The organism is Patescibacteria group bacterium (genome assembly GCA_041671645.1).
In the GTDB taxonomy this organism is placed as follows: domain Bacteria; phylum Patescibacteriota; class UBA1384; order XYA2-FULL-43-10; family 1-14-0-10-43-13; genus JBAZBD01.
Map to the genome: position 1 here is coordinate 89,505 of JBAZBD010000001.1, position 17,847 is coordinate 107,351.

Annotated in this window: 15 protein-coding genes; 13 read left to right on the forward strand and 2 right to left on the reverse strand. The window is 46.9% G+C overall.

Annotated elements, in window-relative coordinates:
- The first annotated feature begins 4 nt into the window (after positions 1 to 4).
- Entirely contained in the window at positions 5 to 1,342 is a 1,338-nt protein-coding gene (locus WC227_00445) for a UDP-N-acetylmuramoyl-L-alanyl-D-glutamate--2,6-diaminopimelate ligase (protein ID MFA6963175.1), read from the forward strand.
- 10 nt (positions 1,343 to 1,352) lie between these two features.
- Positions 1,353 to 1,538: a hypothetical protein gene (locus tag WC227_00450; protein MFA6963176.1), complete on the forward strand. Its 186-nt coding sequence runs from the start codon at positions 1,353 to 1,355 to the stop codon at positions 1,536 to 1,538.
- A 3-nt stretch (positions 1,539 to 1,541) separates the two neighbouring features.
- On the opposite strand, the gene WC227_00455 is transcribed toward WC227_00450, so the two are convergent.
- Both WC227_00455 and WC227_00460 read right to left on the reverse strand, forming a co-directional pair.
- A complete protein-coding gene (locus WC227_00455) occupies positions 1,542 to 2,501 on the reverse strand; it encodes a tyrosine-type recombinase/integrase (GenBank protein ID MFA6963177.1) in 960 nt (319 codons plus the stop codon).
- A 38-nt stretch (positions 2,502 to 2,539) separates the two neighbouring features.
- Complete coding sequence (locus WC227_00460) at positions 2,540 to 3,100, reverse strand: phosphatase PAP2 family protein (protein ID MFA6963178.1); 561 nt, start codon at positions 3,098 to 3,100, stop codon at positions 2,540 to 2,542.
- 54 nt (positions 3,101 to 3,154) lie between these two features.
- On the opposite strand from WC227_00460, the gene WC227_00465 reads away from it, so the two are divergent.
- The 11 genes from WC227_00465 to WC227_00515 all read left to right on the forward strand — a co-directional run bounded on the left by WC227_00465 (position 3,155) and on the right by WC227_00515 (position 17,843).
- Entirely contained in the window at positions 3,155 to 3,721 is a 567-nt protein-coding gene (locus tag WC227_00465) for a hypothetical protein (protein MFA6963179.1), read from the forward strand.
- 62 nt (positions 3,722 to 3,783) lie between these two features.
- The gene (locus WC227_00470) at positions 3,784 to 5,742 is read left to right on the forward strand and encodes a hypothetical protein (GenBank protein ID MFA6963180.1); all 1,959 of its coding nucleotides are present in this window, start codon (positions 3,784 to 3,786) and stop codon (positions 5,740 to 5,742) included.
- Positions 5,743 to 5,746: 4 nt separating this feature from the next.
- On the forward strand, positions 5,747 to 8,557 hold the full coding sequence (locus tag WC227_00475; GenBank protein ID MFA6963181.1) for a hypothetical protein: 2,811 nt from the start codon (positions 5,747 to 5,749) through the stop codon (positions 8,555 to 8,557).
- An 8-nt stretch (positions 8,558 to 8,565) separates the two neighbouring features.
- Complete coding sequence (locus tag WC227_00480; GenBank protein MFA6963182.1) at positions 8,566 to 9,354, forward strand: hypothetical protein; 789 nt, start codon at positions 8,566 to 8,568, stop codon at positions 9,352 to 9,354.
- Positions 9,345 to 9,875 (forward strand): PrgI family protein, encoded by a 531-nt coding sequence (locus WC227_00485; GenBank protein ID MFA6963183.1) that lies wholly within the window; start codon positions 9,345 to 9,347, stop codon positions 9,873 to 9,875. The genes WC227_00480 and WC227_00485 overlap by 10 nt, the downstream gene beginning before the upstream one ends.
- Positions 9,876 to 9,880: 5 nt before the next feature.
- The gene (locus WC227_00490; GenBank protein MFA6963184.1) at positions 9,881 to 10,867 is read left to right on the forward strand and encodes a hypothetical protein; all 987 of its coding nucleotides are present in this window, start codon (positions 9,881 to 9,883) and stop codon (positions 10,865 to 10,867) included.
- Complete coding sequence (locus WC227_00495; GenBank protein ID MFA6963185.1) at positions 10,836 to 12,770, forward strand: DUF87 domain-containing protein; 1,935 nt, start codon at positions 10,836 to 10,838, stop codon at positions 12,768 to 12,770. Before WC227_00490 ends, WC227_00495 begins: the two co-directional genes overlap by 32 nt.
- 1 nt (position 12,771) lies before the next feature.
- Complete coding sequence (locus tag WC227_00500) at positions 12,772 to 14,217, forward strand: N-acetylmuramoyl-L-alanine amidase (GenBank protein ID MFA6963186.1); 1,446 nt, start codon at positions 12,772 to 12,774, stop codon at positions 14,215 to 14,217.
- 87 nt (positions 14,218 to 14,304) lie between these two features.
- Positions 14,305 to 14,667, forward strand: a complete 363-nt coding sequence (locus WC227_00505) for a four helix bundle protein (GenBank protein ID MFA6963187.1) — start codon at positions 14,305 to 14,307, stop codon at positions 14,665 to 14,667.
- A 40-nt stretch (positions 14,668 to 14,707) separates the two neighbouring features.
- Positions 14,708 to 15,979 (forward strand): hypothetical protein, encoded by a 1,272-nt coding sequence (locus WC227_00510; GenBank protein MFA6963188.1) that lies wholly within the window; start codon positions 14,708 to 14,710, stop codon positions 15,977 to 15,979.
- A 10-nt stretch (positions 15,980 to 15,989) separates the two neighbouring features.
- Entirely contained in the window at positions 15,990 to 17,843 is a 1,854-nt protein-coding gene (locus tag WC227_00515; GenBank protein ID MFA6963189.1) for a hypothetical protein, read from the forward strand.
- The last annotated feature ends 4 nt before the right edge of the window (positions 17,844 to 17,847 follow it).

The following is a 17,847-nucleotide window of genomic DNA, read 5'->3' on the forward strand; positions in this document are numbered from 1 at the left end:
AAAAATGCGAAAAATTATATCAAAACTTTTGGGTCAGAACGCCAAGAACCATCTTCACAAGCTGGAGGCGTCTTGGTCTGTGATTAAGAATGGCAATCCAGCCAAGAAAATTAAGGTGATCGGTGTGACCGGAACCAAAGGCAAAACGACGATTGTCAGCATGATTTCTTCGATATTGGACGCCGCAGGGATCAAAAACGCCATGGAGACGACCATCAGCACCAAGATTGGCGACAAAAGAATTGCCCATCAGAGCAAAGTCCGCTGGGTGACCACTCCTCCCGCCTCCGTCATCCAATCGTTCCTGAAGAAGGCTGTCGACGCTGGTTGTGAATATGCAATATTGGAAGTGACTTCACAGGCAATCGATCAAAACCGTATCCACGGCATCAAATTCGACACTGTCGTCTACAGCAATCTGTCCCAGGATCACCTCGATTACCACAAGACTCGGGAGAATTATCTCAACGCAAAGTTAAAATTGTTCAAGGACAATCCAGAGGCCAAATCGGTCGTCAATATGGATGACCAATACTCCGAGAAATTCAATTCCCTGCCCGCAACCGAAAAATTCCTATATTCGGTCAAAAAACCGATTGAGCATGGCGCGGTCGCCCGAAAAATATTGACCAATCCAAGCGGCGTCACTTTCACAGCCGCCCACAACGAGGGACAAAATATTGTGAATTTGAAGTTGCCCGGGATTTTCAATGTTTCAAACGCCATGGCCGCCTTTTGCGTCGGATTGGCTCTGAAAATTGACCCGGCCAAGATTGTAAAGGGGCTAGAAGATATCGAGCTAGTTCCTGGTCGGATGGAACCGATCAAAGTTTCTCCCGACCAAGATTTCACTGTCATTGTTGACTACGCTCACAATCCAGACTCGCTCAAGAATGTTTATGAAACTGTCCGTGACGGCATGAGCAATACTGGCGGACGGCTTATTTCGGTGCTCGGTGCTACTGGCCGACGCGACAAGACGAAGAGGCCAATCATGGGCGCGCTGGCTGGACGCTATGCCGACCTTGTAATATTTACCGACGAAGATCCTTATGATGAAGACCCTGCTACTATTATGAATGAGGTGGCCGATGGAATCTTCCGAGGTGGCAAGAAGAATCAGTGGCGGATCAATAGAAATTATTGGAAAGTACTCGACCGATCTCAGGCGATTCACAAGGCAATCAAAGAAGCTAGGAAGAATGATGTCGTTCTGATTACCGGCAAGGGAGCCGAGGAAGTGATGGCTGTCGGTCCAATTGGTGAAGATAAATTCATCCCCTTTTCTGATCGTGAAATTAGCCGATCTGAATTGGAAGCAAGATTCAAAGTACGTAAATAGAAAGATATATATGCCAGATGAAGAAGAGATAAAAGTTGAAGTGAAACAAATTGTCGATAATAAAACAGGAGTTTCGATCAATTCTGGCCCCCACCTGATCAAAGAGATTCAAAAAGAAATTGCTGTCATCGAGGAGTCTACAACTCCAGCCAAACAAGCTTTGGCCGAAAACGAAGAGTTCTGGGAAGAAAAATAGGAACTATTTTTTGCCATGAAACTTCTGGTGCACTTCTCGCAGGTGCTGGTCGGTCACATGAGTATAAATTTGGGTCGTGGTGATTGATGAGTGGCCAAGCATAGATTGGACACTTCGAATATCGGCACCATTGATTAATAGATCGGTTGCAAAAGAATGACGCAGAGTATGAGGCGTGCATTTTTTGGTTATGCCGGCCAATCCAGCGTACTTCTTTACAATTCGCTCTATCGAACGAACGGTCAATCTCTCTCCCTTGGGCGATAATAGTAAAGGGTCGAGTGTCGGAGTGTCGGAGTGTCGGAGTGTCGGAGCTTCTGGCCTCTCTGCCTCTCCGCCTCTGTGCCCTTTGTTTTTATCATACTGATCTATCCAATACACCGCTGAGTCAGAGAGGAAGACAACTCTGATTTTTTTACCCTTGCCCAGGACCGATATTTCACCCCGATCGAAATTGATGTCAGAAGTATCGAGCGCCGCCAGCTCAGAGACGCGCATACCAGTCGAGAATAGAACTTCTAATATTGCTCTGTCACGAAGACCAGTCACTTTGGTCGTATCAGGCTTCTCTAATATTCCAGAGACTTCTTCGCCTCCCAGGAAGCTGATTTCGCGATCCCCAGTCTTGGCGACGGGCACTTTCTCTGGCGCTAATGTCTCGATCCCGCGCCAGGAAAGATAGCGCAAGAACGCCCGCAGGGCCAAAATGTGATAATTTTGAGTAATCAATTTTAGTTCTAATCCCTCTTGGTCGGTCAGACGATTGACATGCAGGCGATATTTGCGCACGATTTCCTGAGTAATATTTGCTGGAGTCAGCTCCGCCCCAGAATTATTTTCCGCAAGATAGTCCAAGAATCGGGAAATATATCGATCATAATTTTCAATTGTCAGAACAGCCCGACCCTTTTCGAGCTCACAATGTTCTAGAAATTGTCTTTTGAGTTCTTGCAGCGAAGCCATGATTGATAACTTTATACTTTTAACTTTATAGCTAGTTTCTAATCCACGTCCCATTTGTGTTCGTTGTTGTGAACAAGCCAGTAAGCCACGATGCCGGAGGAGATGCCAAGGAAGGCACCGGCCAGGACGTCAGATGGATAGTGTAGCCCTGCCCCCACACGTCCGGCCCCAACCAGAATTGCCAGGAGAAACAATACCATCCCAAGTCTTTTGTGCCCATAGAGAAATATGCTGGTGGCGATGGCAAAAGCAACATAAGTGTGAACTGAGGGAAATGAGACGCTATAGACCCGAAGCCCCTCAATAATTGGCGTCATTACTTCGCTGCTATGGCTGATGAATGGTCTCGGCCGGCGCCAAAAAAGCGCTATTGCAAGATCGACAAATCCGGCGATTGCCATAGCGGCAAATGTACAGTAAAACGCATTTACTTTGCCCCGCAGGATCAGATAGATATAGGAGAGAAAGAAAAATATGATGCCATATTTGGCACAGAAAAGATAAATCTCGTTTAGCCATGGCCGTCCGTGGATAGCACCATGGAAGAAGAGATAGGTCTGGTAGTCATAGAATCTGGCTGTATCAAATAAATGTTCCATGACATTATTATACAGGACTGGCTTTCGTCTACCAACTTTTGATAAAATCACTCTATGAACGCAGATGAAATTAAGAAAATCCGTACCGAAAGAAATCCCGAGGAAGAGACACTCTGGCGCAAGATTGCTAAATGGGTCCTGATCGTGGCGATTATTTTGGTCTTCATCGAATTAATTACCAAGCCGCTTCGCCATCACTGGGCAGATGATTACTTGGAGCGGGGCGACCAATATCTAATACAGAAGAAATATCTTTCAGCCGAGCTTGAATATCAGAAGTCGGCCATATTTTACAAAACAAGTTTGGCAGAAGATCGTCAAGAATTGGCAAATCAAGCCCAGACGGATGTGCTCAAACTCAAGCCATTTCTTCAATCCAAAAATATTAGCAAAGCAATCGAGGATTTTGAGACAGCAACTGCCAAATACACTCATTACGACGCCCTGAGGGTGAGCAAAGAGCTTTATGAGAAGGGCGAGCTCCAACTGGCCCTTGTCGCTCTCGATAATGACCCAGACAAAGCCAACGACGAACACATAAGCTTCGACAAGATTATAAACAAAGCGATTTTGGCCAGACTCGAACTTTCCAGCAACGCAAAGCAAAAGTACAGGGAGTAAATAGGCACTTTATCGGTTGCAAAATAAACGGTATAATAATTGTAACTAATAGCGGAGGGGTTTTGGCGAGAGGGTTTAAGCGAACGCTAACATATATTTTGATGATTGCCGTACTGGCAAAGGTTTTTGGTATTGATGTTGTGGAAGTTAAGGCAGTCACACCGCCACCACCCACTGGCACCAGTTGGGCGTATGTCAATCAAACGGGGGCTTCAAGCGGTAATGAAATCGCGAATCTTCGTCTCAATTACAGCTCTACTCACTGGGATTTCCATAATAGATATGCAGGAAAGACCCTTAATGTTTACGATAATCCTTGGGGCCCAGCTGATAGCTGGGATCTTTGGCAGGCGGATGGCATGATGAATAACCCATCTATTCCGAATATGTATATTCTTTCCAACAATTCTGTGACTCCGAATTCTCTTGAAAATGTTTGTTGGGATCAAAAGGACCCAAACCTTGGCCAAGTAGCTGGCGCTAAGGACTTCTTTACTGGCGTGTTTGGCGACTGGAATGCAATATCAATACCAAGTGTCGGAGTGAAGCTTTGGTGCTACAAGGCTTACGAAGTCGGCTCAATCAACCAAACCCCTGGTGCCCTTTTCTCCACCCGCTCTACATTTACAAACACACAGCCAACGGTTGCAGCATGGCAGACGGCTGCTGTCGACTACAATATTGTTTTGCAGAAAGCCAGAGAAAGCATTTCCAAGCCCATAATGCCAACTATTTTACCGGTGCAAAGGATAGGGCCCATCTCGGCAAACGATCAAGCCTGCAAATCGTGGTATACAACCAGAAGGATTGCCTCGGACGCGGATGCCCAAAAGTGGATTGACGCTCAGCTCAAGGAGATTAAAACCGTTGTACCAGATGGACAAAACGACGCAGCAGCTCAATATCTCAAGGATTATCTTTCAAACTCAGCCTCAGCCTCGGCACTGAAAAGCTTCTTGATCAACACAGATGCTGCTTCCTTCCAAAGATATTATGGCACCGCGTCAAAGCAGTATCCCACCGTTGCCCTATCGACAAGAGAAGCTAATTCTCTCGTATCCGACTGGGATAAATTAAACGCTGGCATCCCATATGTAATTAACGGTCAGAGTGGTGCAGTCACAGCTTCGAATTGGTTTCTCGGCGTCGGAGCCGTCGCTCTTATAGCTGCAGGTGTAGTAACCGCTATGGGAGTTGGCGGTACGGTATTATTTGGCTCGGCCGGCGTCACTGCTCCCGCAGTAGCTGTTACTCAAGCGGCAAGCGGAGCAGCCGTGACTGCCTCAGGCATTGAAATATCCGGAGCATATGGTACTGCCTTGCTTCATGCAGCTACTGCCGCCGGGACTGGGACAGTCGTGGATGGCGGTATATTATTGACTACTGGAGCAGTAATACCTGCGACTGCTACTGAAATAGCGGCTGGGAGCGTAGTCGCAACAACGGCCGCGAAGATAGCCATTGGGGCTGTAGTTACCCTTACGGCTGTATGGCTCCATGAATATATACTGAGAGCTGCCGCCCTAGCAGTCGGAGTCATAATAGGTGTTTACAATACATTCAAAACTTGGATGGACGCGGCGGCGAAAGCTGGAACATGGAACCCAATAGTTGCGTGGCTCAATAATTCTGAATACAAGGCTGCGAGAGAGGCTTATCTTTACAATATTTCGAAATTCTCCTTGGACATGTACTACGCCAACCAGAATAACCAATACAACAACTGCTTGAAAGGCAAGGGGGATCCCGCTGCCGTCTTTAATAGCACTGTCGATTCCCAATACCAAAAACTTTTGCCCCAGGGGTATGCGCTCGCTGGAACTTTCAATAATGCTCCAGGAGCCAGTGATTCTCCTTCGCTCTGCGCCGGATTTGATATGTGGAAGGAACCAATTTCATGGGCTTTTTGTGGTATTATCAGCATTTTCTATGATTTTGCGACTTGGCTGCAAGGACTTGGGGACAAATGGATGGCAGCCACTATTGGCGTGACCTACGACTCATGCTCAGCGGGCCCATGATATTATGATGAATATTCTCGAAAAATTGAACTTATCAAAACAGAGCAGAATAATAGCCTTCTGCATTTTTGGATTTTTCCTTGTCGTTCTAGCTTTCTTGGTCCACCCTACCTTAACACTGGCCGGTACTGGGACTACCAGTAATCCAGCCACTTCATTTAATCCTCCGACAAGTTTAGCCAAAATCTATGAAGTTCTGGGCACCAACAACGGCGGTGTAGGTCACGAGATCCGATCTCTTTGGATCACCATGATGGGTATCGTGAATTCGCTGATAGTCTTAGTTCTCCTTTTTGTCGCTTTTGCGGAAATACTACGCTTGAATGTCAGTACTTACGGAATCAAGAAGATATTGCCTACCCTAGTCCTGGCCGTACTAGCCGCCAACTTTAGCTACATTCTCTGTCGTTTCATAGTCGATGTTGCCAACGTAATGCTGACTCTCTTTTTGAGTGATACCAATACCAAATGTATTACAGAAGGCATCAAAGTCTCAAAGTTCTTTCATGCCGACATCGAATCAATCATCAAAGATTTGAATGCGAACAAGGCAGGAGGTACTTCCGGTGGCCTTTTGACGGCATTGGCCTTGGTAATTTTTTCGATTGTCGCGGCGGTAATCACCTTAGTCCTGGCTTTTCTCTTTACTATCAGGAATTACATTATATATCTACTTGTGATTGTAGCTCCGATTGGCTTCATGGCCATGGCTCTGCCCCAAACCAAAACTTACTTCGGCCAATGGTGGAGCATGATGGTGAAATGGACTTTCATGCCTACTGTATCGATTGCCATCATCTGGATGGGTGGGCAATTGCTCAAACTATCAGGCATAGGAGACTCCCCGCTCATGGGTATGGTTCTCTCTGTTGCCTTCTTGGTCCTTGCGATCCAGGTCCCCTTCAAGCTCGGCGGCCCAATCATGCAAAAATGGGGTGACATGGGCAAGAAAGCCTGGGGATCAACAGGTGGAGCTGCCGCCAATAAATGGGGTAGCGGCATCAAGGACTACTGGACTAATCAGGGGAAAAGCGTGGCCATGCGCGGCTGGAACAACTGGCGCATGACTGGATTAAATATGGTCCGCAAAGGCAACGGTTTCCAACGTGCCTTGGGAAACAGCTTCCTCTTCGGCTCGGGCGGAGACAAGGCTAAAGCCAATGTCAAATTTGAAGAAGATTTTGCAAAGGGTCTGACTGAGGGTATCCAGGCTCGTCACTACTACAAAGAAGACAGCACAGGCAAAGCAAGCAAAGCAGGCAAAAACCTCCAAATGCGCCGAGAATATCGGGCGAACCGTGCAGGCGAGGAGAAAGAGTATGAGGCCTATGCCAAAGAAGATATTATGAAGGTAGGGGCGACCGATCCAGAAGACGAGATGTACACCACCCTCAAGGCATGGCGCGCTTCTTCTGGACATGCCAGACAGAGAATGGCTATAGCCGAACAGCATATGAACGATTTAGTTGGGCAAGGTACCTTCGCCTCGATCCAGGGATATTTGATGAAAAAAGAAGACCAGAGTGAGGAAGAGATCAGAGTAGACGCGATTAAGAACAATCCCACTATTACAGACGCTGAGCTTAACAAGATTGTTGAGGAGACCGTAAAGGCAAGAAAAGAAAGAGACCAGGCAGAATACAAGAAGGTACTGGGAATGAACCAAGATCAATTCAAGGAATGGAGCGAATTCCAGATATTTGTAAATACCGAGAAAGAAAGTACTAATCGATTGAAAGAAAAAGCCGAGAAAGACCAGCTCGTCAAGCCGACAATGGATCAGCTTGCTATCCATGAACAAGCCGAGCTTTCTCAAGAAACCAAGCTTACAACACAGAAATTCAAAGAACTCTCTGACGAATTGAAAAAATTCGCCAACGGTATACAGACGAGTGGCAGAAAATTAAGTGAAATGACCCAAGAGGAAAGAAACCACTTGCAGTCCAGCGCTTTCAGCGATGACGAAAGAAAGAAGTTTTCTGCCTATCTTAACAACCAGGGTCGCGCCACCGTCCGCCTTCGAGAGATGGGCGTATTGAATGAGAACGAGGAGTTCCGAGGCAGCGGTGACGCTCACGACTCCGCAATTGCTAAGGCCGTTGAGACGAGAGAAGCAGAGTTTATCGAGAAATTTATCAAGGGCGAGATGAAAAACGGTAAGAGAGCCGGAAAGGTAAGAATCGACGAGACTACGGGCAGGATTTCTCATATTCCAGCTCACTTGAGAAACCTGGTCGAACAAGATGCAGACGGGAACATCAAGCTAAGGCGTATGGATAGGACCACCTATACCAGAGGATTGGCTGTTGCTAACGATAAAACCAAGGGAAGAGTTGCGGACTATTCCGCTATGACTGTCGACACCCTAATAAATCTGCTTACTGCAGGGGACAAAAAAGACAGCATCACCGCCGAAGACATCCAGGCCTTTAGAGCTGGACATGCCACCTCAGATACCAATAAGCGTAGCCGTATGATGGCCATGATAGCTTCACTTGCCGCAAAACTCGACAAGGCAAACGAAGCCAATCCAGCCGCTGAATTCATTATCAGTGGGCTTAGCCGTGATGAGACTACTGGGACCGACGAGACTCAGGAATTATTATCGGAACTTGAAAAATCTGCGGCGACTGGAGCCGCTTGGTCGACAGGCAAAGGTATGGAGGAGGCGTTAAAAGCAGCGCGGGATGCGTCTGCCGGTGACATAACGGAGTTTCGTAGAACTTTGACTACTGTTTACGCGACAATCCCCCAAAATCAAAGAGGTACCGTCAACTCTATTATTAGAAAATTTGTCAGAACTGGATCGTATTAAATTTATTTATGGACAAAGATTACACTAATTTGATTAGGCTACTAATTCAGGCAGATGACAGATCACTTGGTGACGAGTCAGTCACTTCTATTTTGTCGCGAGCTCAATCCGTCGACGCTTCTGTCAAGAGGACAGTGGCTGAAAATTATGATGATATCAAAATATTTGTCGCTTCAAGGAAAGCCGACATTTATCCTCGTCATCTCCTGTTGGAAAGGCTTCAGCTGAAATTACTCGACGCCGTGCTTCTCGATGTCAATGCGTCTCAAGTTTCATCCTGGAAACCCGAACAGATTATCGAAAAGATAAATCATGACATTGTTGAGGGCAAGGGAGACTTTAAGTTAAATAAAATAGACAATATCCTGGACATTATTCACAAGATCCAGACCGTGGAGAAAGTAAACCGCTCCATCGACCTGATCTATTATTATGATCTTGCCCAGAAGGCATATTTTCACATGCCATATTTTCGGAACCTAGAACAAAATGTTATTGAGAATATAATTCGCGATTTGGAAAACAATTTCCCTAGAGTTAGATACACCTTGTCCGATGAGACAGCCTCCAAGAAAATAGCCACTGCCTGCTTGCTGTCCAAGGGATTCACTCAAAGCCAGCTATCTCCGCTGACTGCACCATCACTTTTCGAGATCATGAAGGACATTTTCTTTTGCTGTGTGGCGACCCTAATATTGAGAAGCACAAACAAAAGTAATTCATATACCTCCGCTGAGGCAGTCGACACCCTCGACCTTCTCATGGTTGATGATCAAATCATGAGCAATTGGGATTAGTACTTCGCCGAGCTGACCTTATAAATTTTGGCACGGCTGATCTGTTGCTGTACTTTGGTATCAATGTTATAATTTCCCTAGAGATTAATTTGGAGGGGATATTGAGATTTAAGGTTCCGCAAAATATCGACATGCAGGATCGCATTTTGGGGCCACTGACCATGGTTCAATTTATCTATGCCGTGGTCGGATTTGGCATTTGCTACGCTATATTCTCGGCCATACCTGCGCCGCTCTCCTATCTGCTGGTCATACCAATCGGCCTTTTTGTCGTATGTCTCGATTTCGTCAAGGTCAACGAGAGGCCTTTCCTAAACTTTTTCATGTCAGCGATCCAATTCGCCGGTTCGCCCAAACAAAGGTTTTGGAGCCAGGGCAGCGATTCAGATATGGAAGTGGAGATTTATCAAGCCCAAGTCCAACAAACAACCCATCCACACAAAGATATTAGCCACGCCGAGATCGAAGCCCTGGCTGGGAAAATAGACACTATTTCAGGCAAACAGATGATTGAAAGATAGTTTTTATGGCATTTTCAACTCAACAACAAATTGAGATTGCGGGTATCAAGGACGGTATTATCATCATGAAAGATGGAACGTACCGTGTCATTTTGGAGGTGACTGCTACCAACTTTGCGCTCAAAAGCGAGATGGAGCAAAACTCTCTAATCATGCAATATCAGAGCTTCCTAAATTCCCTACATTTTACGATCGAGATCACCATACGCTCGAAAAGATTGGATTTAGCTCCTTATCTGACCAAGATGAAGGCACTGGGCGACAAACAGCCGAGTGAACTGATCCGAGAGCTATCCGCTGATTACGTCGACTTTATCGGCAAGCTCGTCACCATCGCCAACATTATGAAGAAAAGCTTCTTTGTCACCATCGCTTACTCTCCTATTTCGGTCAAACAGGTCGGGCTTTTCAACATGCTATTCGGGCAAAAAACACAAAAATTTGATCATTTGAAAATCTCCGATGTTGATTTCAAGAACGCAACTGAGAAATTGCTTGAAAACGCCGGTATAGTCGCTTCTGGCCTAGGCTCGATGGGGCTCCACTGCTTTCAGCTTTCAACCGAACAGATCATTGAGCTCTTTTATCAAATTTACAATCCAGCTGAATCAACCAAGGAGCGATTGACCGACGCTGAGATGCTAGCTTCTCAGGTCGTCTCCACCAAGAAAGCTCCGGCGGATGGCAAGGTGCCGGAGATCGATGGTATCACGCCGATGCTGATTGACAACACTCATATTGTGACGGCCCAGATGCAGCAGGAGGCGGAGCAGAGACGACAGGCCACTGAGATGGAAAATATGAATGCTCCTGCTGGAACGCAAGTACCACAGACCGCAGCCACAGAACAGGCTGGGGCCAGCAAAGCACCAGAGCTCAATGAACTAGACGTTGCCACGGTAAACACCTCGGCATCAACCCCAACTACCAATTCTCCATTAGATAATTTGAGTAAAGACGATGACGGACCAGAACCCAAACCCACAACCTAATCCTGTCCAGCCGGACGCTCAAGCCCCAGCCCCAGTTCCACAGGCTCCTCCGGCCGATGCTAGAGCGATTGCAAACCAGAACCTGAAGTCCAGAGAGAAAAGCTCGATGACTCCAGACGAATTTTGGAACAAAAAGGCAGAAGCGTCCAAAATCAAGAGTGGGGCGACCTCAGTTCGAGATATTGTCGCACCTGCCTCTTTCGCTGTTTCGTCCAATTTTATCCAAATCGACAATTATTTCGTCAAAACTCTCTTTGTCTTCACCTACCCCCGGTATATCGAGACGAATTGGCTCTCGCCAATTATCAACTACGATATTTCGATGGATATCGCCATGTATATCCACCCGATGGAGACCAGAGACGTCATGACCGAGCTCAAGACTCAAGTTGGTAAGCTCGAGTCCACCCTTTCAATCGAGCGGGAAAAGGGCCAGCCCAGAGACCCAGAAGTCGAGACCGCGCTCGGTGACGTTGAGGCGCTTCGAGATGTTCTCCAGCGTGGCGAGGTCAGATTATTTCAATTTGGGCTTTACTTCACTATCTACGCCGGCTCAGCCGAAGAACTTCGCACCGTCATGGATCAGCTCGAATCAACCTTGGGCGGACTCCTGATTTATACCAAAGAGACACTTTTCCAAATGGAGCAGGGCTTCACTGCCACTTTGCCTCTGATGCAGGACAAGATCAACGTCCTTCGCAATTTGGACACCGCCTCTCTCTCCTCTACTTTCCCCTTCGTCTCGAGCGAATTGACCCAAGACGATGGAATTCTGTACGGAATCAATCGCCACAACAATTCCCTAATTATTTTCGATCGATTTTCTCTTGAAAACGCCAACTCTCTAGTCCTGGCCAAATCCGGCTCGGGTAAATCGTACTTGGTCAAATTGGAGGCCTTGCGCTACTTGATGCTTGGCACCGACGTAATCGTGATCGACCCAGAAAACGAGTACAAAACTCTTTGCGATTCCGTCGGCGGTAGTTACTTGGATATTTCGTTAAACTCCGACAAACGAATTAATCCGTTCGACCTCCCAATCAACCCCTACGAAACAGGCGAAGACGTCCTCCGCTCTAATATCGCTTCCCTCCATGGCCTGATCAATATCATGGTCGGTGGCCTCACCCCAGAAGAAGACTCCACCGTAGACAAGGCTCTTTATGAGACTTACGCCATCAAGGATATTACGACCGATCCAGAAAGCCAGACCAATCAGCCTCCTCTGCTTCAGGACTTCTTCAATATCCTCTCCAACATGCAGGGCACTGAATCGCTTCGGGCCAGACTGGTCAAATACACCGAGGGCACCTACGCCAATCTTTACAACCAGCCGACCAATTTTGAGCTCAAAGAAGGTTTCGTTTGCTTCTCTGTCCGCGACTTGGAAGATCAGCTCCGCCCAATCGCTATCTATACTGTCCTTGATTATATCTGGACCAAAGTCAGAATGAACCGAAAACAGCGCATCATGATCGTGGATGAAGCCTGGTGGATGATGCAATATGAGGATTCTGCCAAGTTCCTTCACGGCCTGGCCAAGAGAGCAAGAAAATATAACCTTGGGCTTACAATCATCAGTCAGGACGTCGAGGATTTCTTGGGTAGCCGTTATGGCAAAGCCGTCTTGGCCAACTCCTCAATGCAAGTCCTGATGAAACAATCGACCGCTTCGATCAATTTGATCGCTGATGTTTTCAATTTGACTGAGGGCGAGAAATATTTGCTTCTCGAGTCTGATGTCGGAGAAGGTCTCTTCTTCGCGGGCTTGAATCACGTAGCTTTCAAAGCGATTGCTTCCTACACCGAAAATGAAATTATTACTGTCGAGCCAGAAGAGCTGGCAAAACAGGGGCCAGAAGATGCTGTAGCGGCAGCAGACCCTAACACACCAACCCAATGAAATGCCTGACCTCGATGTCTCAAAAGTTGCAGGCGGGTTCAAGATCCAAAAATATCTGATTCCGATCGGCGGATTTTTTGTCGTCATGCTTTTCTCTGTGATCGGTTTTTCTTTTTTTGGGATAATGAGGGACAATCGAATTCCCGAAGTGACACCCATGACCTCAATTTCTGGCGCATCTGTCACCTGTCAGGACTGGGGCGCAGGCACAAAGGGTGCCGTCAATTTCCAGGAAGATATTACATATGCTGCCAACAATTCCAAGATCCAGCCAGCTCTGCTAGGCGCGATTTTTTCGGCTGAGCATGGAGGCTGGCCAGTTTCAAATTGGGCTACTGACGACTATACGACACCAAACCAAACAAGCGGTGCGATGGGCCCGTTTCAATTCATGCCTGGTACATGGGCTGAACAGTGCAAAAAATACAATAACGATCAGGTTAAAAAATTAGGCTTAGCCCCAATCGCAGATTGCGGTCCGGATACCGCCAAGGATTTCAAATCTGCGTCCAAAGTCTCAGCCTATTATCTGAAATATCTGGCCGGCCGGATTACGAAGAATAGTAAAACTGCTGAAAAAGCTGATATTCAAGGTATAGCCGTTTCTTATAACGGTGGCCCAGGAACTTACGATGATTGGAAAGACTCTGGATTTGCGACCCTAAATAGCGAATCCAGCGGATACAAAACGAAGGTTTGGGATCGCTTTCAGGTTCTATACAAAGGGTGCTCCTCCAATGACGCTACCAATCTACCGACAACTATCTCCTCCTTTGACACTTCATTTATGAACGCAGAGCCGCTGAAGAGTTGGCTGAAGAATCGACCCAAGATTAACACACAGAGTCAGACCGCCACAGGCATTACTCTCCACTGGACGGGAAGCTGGGACAAGAATGTGACAGCAGAGCAGGCAGTCAGTAAGTTGATAACCGGTTGGTACAATCGTGATACGGAGACAGACGGCACGAAGTCTTCGGTATTTAACCATCTGGTGATTGATCCGGCTGGCAAGGTTTGGCAGCTTATCCCGCTAGATGTAAGACAAGCTGGTTCGGGCAAGGGAACAGTAAATAATATTAGCGCCAATGACTTCACTATCGGCATTGAGATAGCAGGCACGGGGCCGGCAGATGTGGGGCCCGACACTGCCGCCTACAACGCAGCCCTTACTACTGTCGAAAAACTGTTATCCGAGATTCCAACCATCAAGAACGACAGAGGCAATGACCTTAATTTCAAGGCTAAGTCTGGAATATTCGGTCACTTCCAAACCGCAACTGCGACAAGCACGAGCACAGTTGGCTGTTCAAGCGCCAAGGATGACCCTGGGCTGGCCTTCATGAAGGAACTTTGGGATGACCTCAAGATTTGGCAGGGGCTCCGGACAAATGGCAACGGTTGTTATTTCGAAAATGGAAAAAAGAAATATTACCCACCAAGATAAGTTCATATTTCGATGATTTTAGGGTAAAATTATAGTAGAGAATTCTTAGTTAGTAGTTATTAATTTTTATTCAATTTTTAATTTATAATGTCAAACCCCGACATCTTAAATCTGGAAGAAAGAACCGCAAAATTTGGTGAGGCGATAATACATTTATGCCAAGAATCAAAGGTAACAATTATTACCGAGCCAATTATACGACAGATAATACGTTCAGCCACGAGTATCGGTGCAAATTACATGGAGGCGAATGGGGCCTGCTCAAAGAGTGATTTTAGAAATAAAATCTTTATCTGCAAGAAAGAGACAATGGAGACAAAACACTGGCTGAGAATGCTATCGTCAGCTTTACCAGACAAATCCGATGAATTGCGAGAGTTATGGAAAGAAGCGCAGGAGTTAACTTTGATATTTTCTAAAATTGCCGGGTCCTTAAAATCTAAAAATTAATAATTGATTAAAAAATAGAAATTAATAAATAAGAATTAATTTGAATCTAGAACTGAAAAAAATTGCCTTGTCCCTCTATGTCACGATATTTATTGTTGTTTTGGCCATTTTGGGTGCGATCTGGTATTTTACTCGCTCTTTCGCCACGATCAAGGTCTTCCCTGTGGTGGCGACCGTGCGGATAGACGGCAAAATCTACAAAACTCAAAACGGCACAATCAAGACAATCCTTGAGCCTGGCGTTCATGAAGTTGTAGTTGAGGCGCCCGACAGTATCGGCACCAGCCAAAAGGTAGATCTGGGCCGAGGATCGAACAAAGAAGTCAGCGTTGCACTGGCCGAGATGCCCAAACCGATCAAAATCGCCTCTGACGCCAAGATGACTTCTCGCGGTAATGACTTCAATAGCTTCTACTATCTTGGTGAGAATAGCCGAACACTTTTCCGAGTCAAACTCGGAATCGATGACAAGACAGGAGAGATCAAGACGCTAGAACATCGCTCTATCACCGATCCGAAACTATCGAGCAACAAGGAGATTGCCTGGTCACCCTCGGGGCAGCTGGCTCTCTTTCGCAAGAACAACAATGACATCAACCTCTTTGACTTTGCCAAATATGACTTTGTGAATCAGACCGAGAGGCTCTGGGGCAAGAATATCGGCAGCATGGCCTGGGCACCAGATGATTCCGAAATCGCTTACTACTACAATCCTGGCACAGGAGAAGAGTCGCTCATCCTTTCAAACCTCGGCAACACCGACATGACTCGGGTAGCCGATTTTGGAGCTTATAATATTAACAACCCGATATTACACTGGTCGCCAGATTCCGAGTGGCTCTTGGTCATTCCTCGCAACAGCGATTACGCTACCAACAAGATTTATCTCTTCAATGCCTACGCTCGATCGATCAAGGAGTTCACGGCCGAGGGAGATCAATTGGACGCCTCTTTCTCGCCAGACTCGAACAAAGTCCTTTTCTCGACCTACCAGAAGGATCCCAGCAGCTCCATCCCGGGCACCCTCTCGATCATGGACAAAGACGGGCAGAATCTCAAGAATTTGAATTTGAGAGCAGACTTGTCCAAAATTGTTTGGGCTAATGACTCCAAACATATCGTTGTCTCTACTTACAATCCTGATCTCAAACACGATGAAATCTTCCGATTCAACACCGATACGGGCGAGAAAGCTGGTTTTATTCTCCGCAACCTTGGGGATATCACGATCAACAACCTTGTTTTGTCCGATGATGAGAAGATGGTAATATATGAGACAAAGGACGGGGTATACGCCGTCAAAGTGAATTAGCGGAGGGGTATTGGCAGATACGGGACGCAAAAAATTTTTTGATGTTGTATTTAAGAGAAAAGTCAGTCAGCCTAAGCCGGCTGGCAGTTTTGCTGATGAAGTCGCACCTTACGGCAAATCTCTAACCGACGAGGAAATCGAGAAAGACGAGAAGAATATGGCCCCGCAGGGGGGATCCTTTGGGGCGAGTCCCGTTGGGGCGGGCACGATCGGCACGCCAAGACCAGGCAGGGCTAATAATCCAAGCGGCGGGGAAGCTTTTGGCAGAGATTTAAACGCCCGGTCTTCTTCAGAAAATCCAAATGCGAATGGAGAGAAAGAGGAAAATGAGGATGAAGATGAAGACCCAGAAGACGAGGGTGGAAATGATAGCGATCAGCCAAAGAAGAAAAATCCTGAGTCCGAAAATTTAGAAAATGAAGCCTTAGAGAAAGCCCAGCAAGAAGAAACTGATCGGGTTGCCAAGAAGGAGGGCCGTTCGGATCTCCAACAGCCAGATCCAATCCAATCGGGCCATATGAATGCGGAGCCCCAGAAACCAGGGGCTGAGGGACAGAAAAATGGAGACACTGGCGACGATGAATCGAGCCAAAAAGCCAAACAAGCTGGGCAAGAAGGCACACCGAAGCCGGCAGCCGCTCAGGGGAACACTGCCGCCCAAAAGGTAGGCCAAGGAGCGAAGACGGCTGGTAAAGCCGTTAGTAAAGTGGCCGCTGGCGCAGGTCGAGCTATTATGGCCTTCTTCGCCACGCCTCCAGGCCAGATCGTCTTAATCGTTATCATCTCAATAATTCTAATTGCCATCTTGGTTGGCGTATCTATGAACGGAAGCAAGAAGCAAAACGCACTGAACGGTACAGGCGGGGCTCCGATTGAAACTAGACCGATCTCAGACGACGACGCACTGACCAAGCTTCTGATGCTCTCGGGGGATGCCAAAGTCCAGACCGAAATCTCTGACGCACAGATCAACAAACTAATCGCTGCTCTCGACGTCGCCATAGCCGATGAAAAAATTGGCGATTACACCGTCCCTGACGGTAATAATAAAATTCCGCTCAAGGATGCCCTGACTGCGGTCAGAGCGAAATTTACAGCTGCTTCCAAGCTCACCGACGCAAATCAAAAGAAGACTGATCTCCAAGCCGCAATCAAATCCCTACAAGCGCTAGCGGCCAAGCTTAACACTTCCTGCTTACAGCTTCGGTCTTCCACTTTCTCAAATGTTGCGAAAGCCAACGACAAGCTCGGTCTTCTGACTGGGTGGTTCGTCAGAAAAGATGGCGCAAAGATTCCAGCGGACAGCTCAATGTGTCAATTCTTTCTCTTCGTAGAAGAAAGCAAAGCCGACAGTCTGCTCAAGGAGAACGGCGTAAGTATCCTACAACTTTCCTCAATCGTTGGGGCGCACGATATTTATGTGACCAGCAGTATGAACAGCAAAAATGCGGCCATAAACGCTAGTCAAGACAACATCTGCGTGAAATGTGAGACCAGCTACACCCCAGCTTGCGACAAGAAGTATAATATTACATACAAAACCCAGGGCGGCCAATCGGCCACAGGTTCATGGGCTTGTATCATGTCTCAGCATGCGACCGGGCATGGCGTTGATATAAATAATCTGAATACAGAAACCGCTGAGGCGAAACAAAAATCAGAAGCCTTTGGCCGATGGGTGATACAACATTTGCCCGAGTTAAATACAAAGAAAATACTGATTCACCAGTTGATTATCGGCGACAGAGAGTGGGTGCGCGACAACGTAGACAAGACAGATGAACAAAAGACAGGCCCAATGACAAAAGTCGCGGGGCATACCAACCATACCCACATCGGTTTTGGCAAATACGTAACAAAATAAAAGT

Coding starts and splice junctions, on each gene's coding strand:
- WC227_00445 (MFA6963175.1), top strand. CDS start 5: ATGCGAAAAATTATATCAAAACTTTTGGGTCAGAACGCCAAGAACCAT.
- WC227_00450 (MFA6963176.1), top strand. CDS start 1,353: ATGCCAGATGAAGAAGAGATAAAAGTTGAAGTGAAACAAATTGTCGAT.
- WC227_00455 (MFA6963177.1), bottom strand. CDS start 2,501: ATGGCTTCGCTGCAAGAACTCAAAAGACAATTTCTAGAACATTGTGAG.
- WC227_00460 (MFA6963178.1), bottom strand. CDS start 3,100: ATGGAACATTTATTTGATACAGCCAGATTCTATGACTACCAGACCTAT.
- WC227_00465 (MFA6963179.1), top strand. CDS start 3,155: ATGAACGCAGATGAAATTAAGAAAATCCGTACCGAAAGAAATCCCGAG.
- WC227_00475 (MFA6963181.1), top strand. CDS start 5,747: ATGATGAATATTCTCGAAAAATTGAACTTATCAAAACAGAGCAGAATA.
- WC227_00480 (MFA6963182.1), top strand. CDS start 8,566: ATGGACAAAGATTACACTAATTTGATTAGGCTACTAATTCAGGCAGAT.
- WC227_00490 (MFA6963184.1), top strand. CDS start 9,881: ATGGCATTTTCAACTCAACAACAAATTGAGATTGCGGGTATCAAGGAC.
- WC227_00495 (MFA6963185.1), top strand. CDS start 10,836: ATGACGGACCAGAACCCAAACCCACAACCTAATCCTGTCCAGCCGGAC.
- WC227_00500 (MFA6963186.1), top strand. CDS start 12,772: ATGCCTGACCTCGATGTCTCAAAAGTTGCAGGCGGGTTCAAGATCCAA.
- WC227_00505 (MFA6963187.1), top strand. CDS start 14,305: ATGTCAAACCCCGACATCTTAAATCTGGAAGAAAGAACCGCAAAATTT.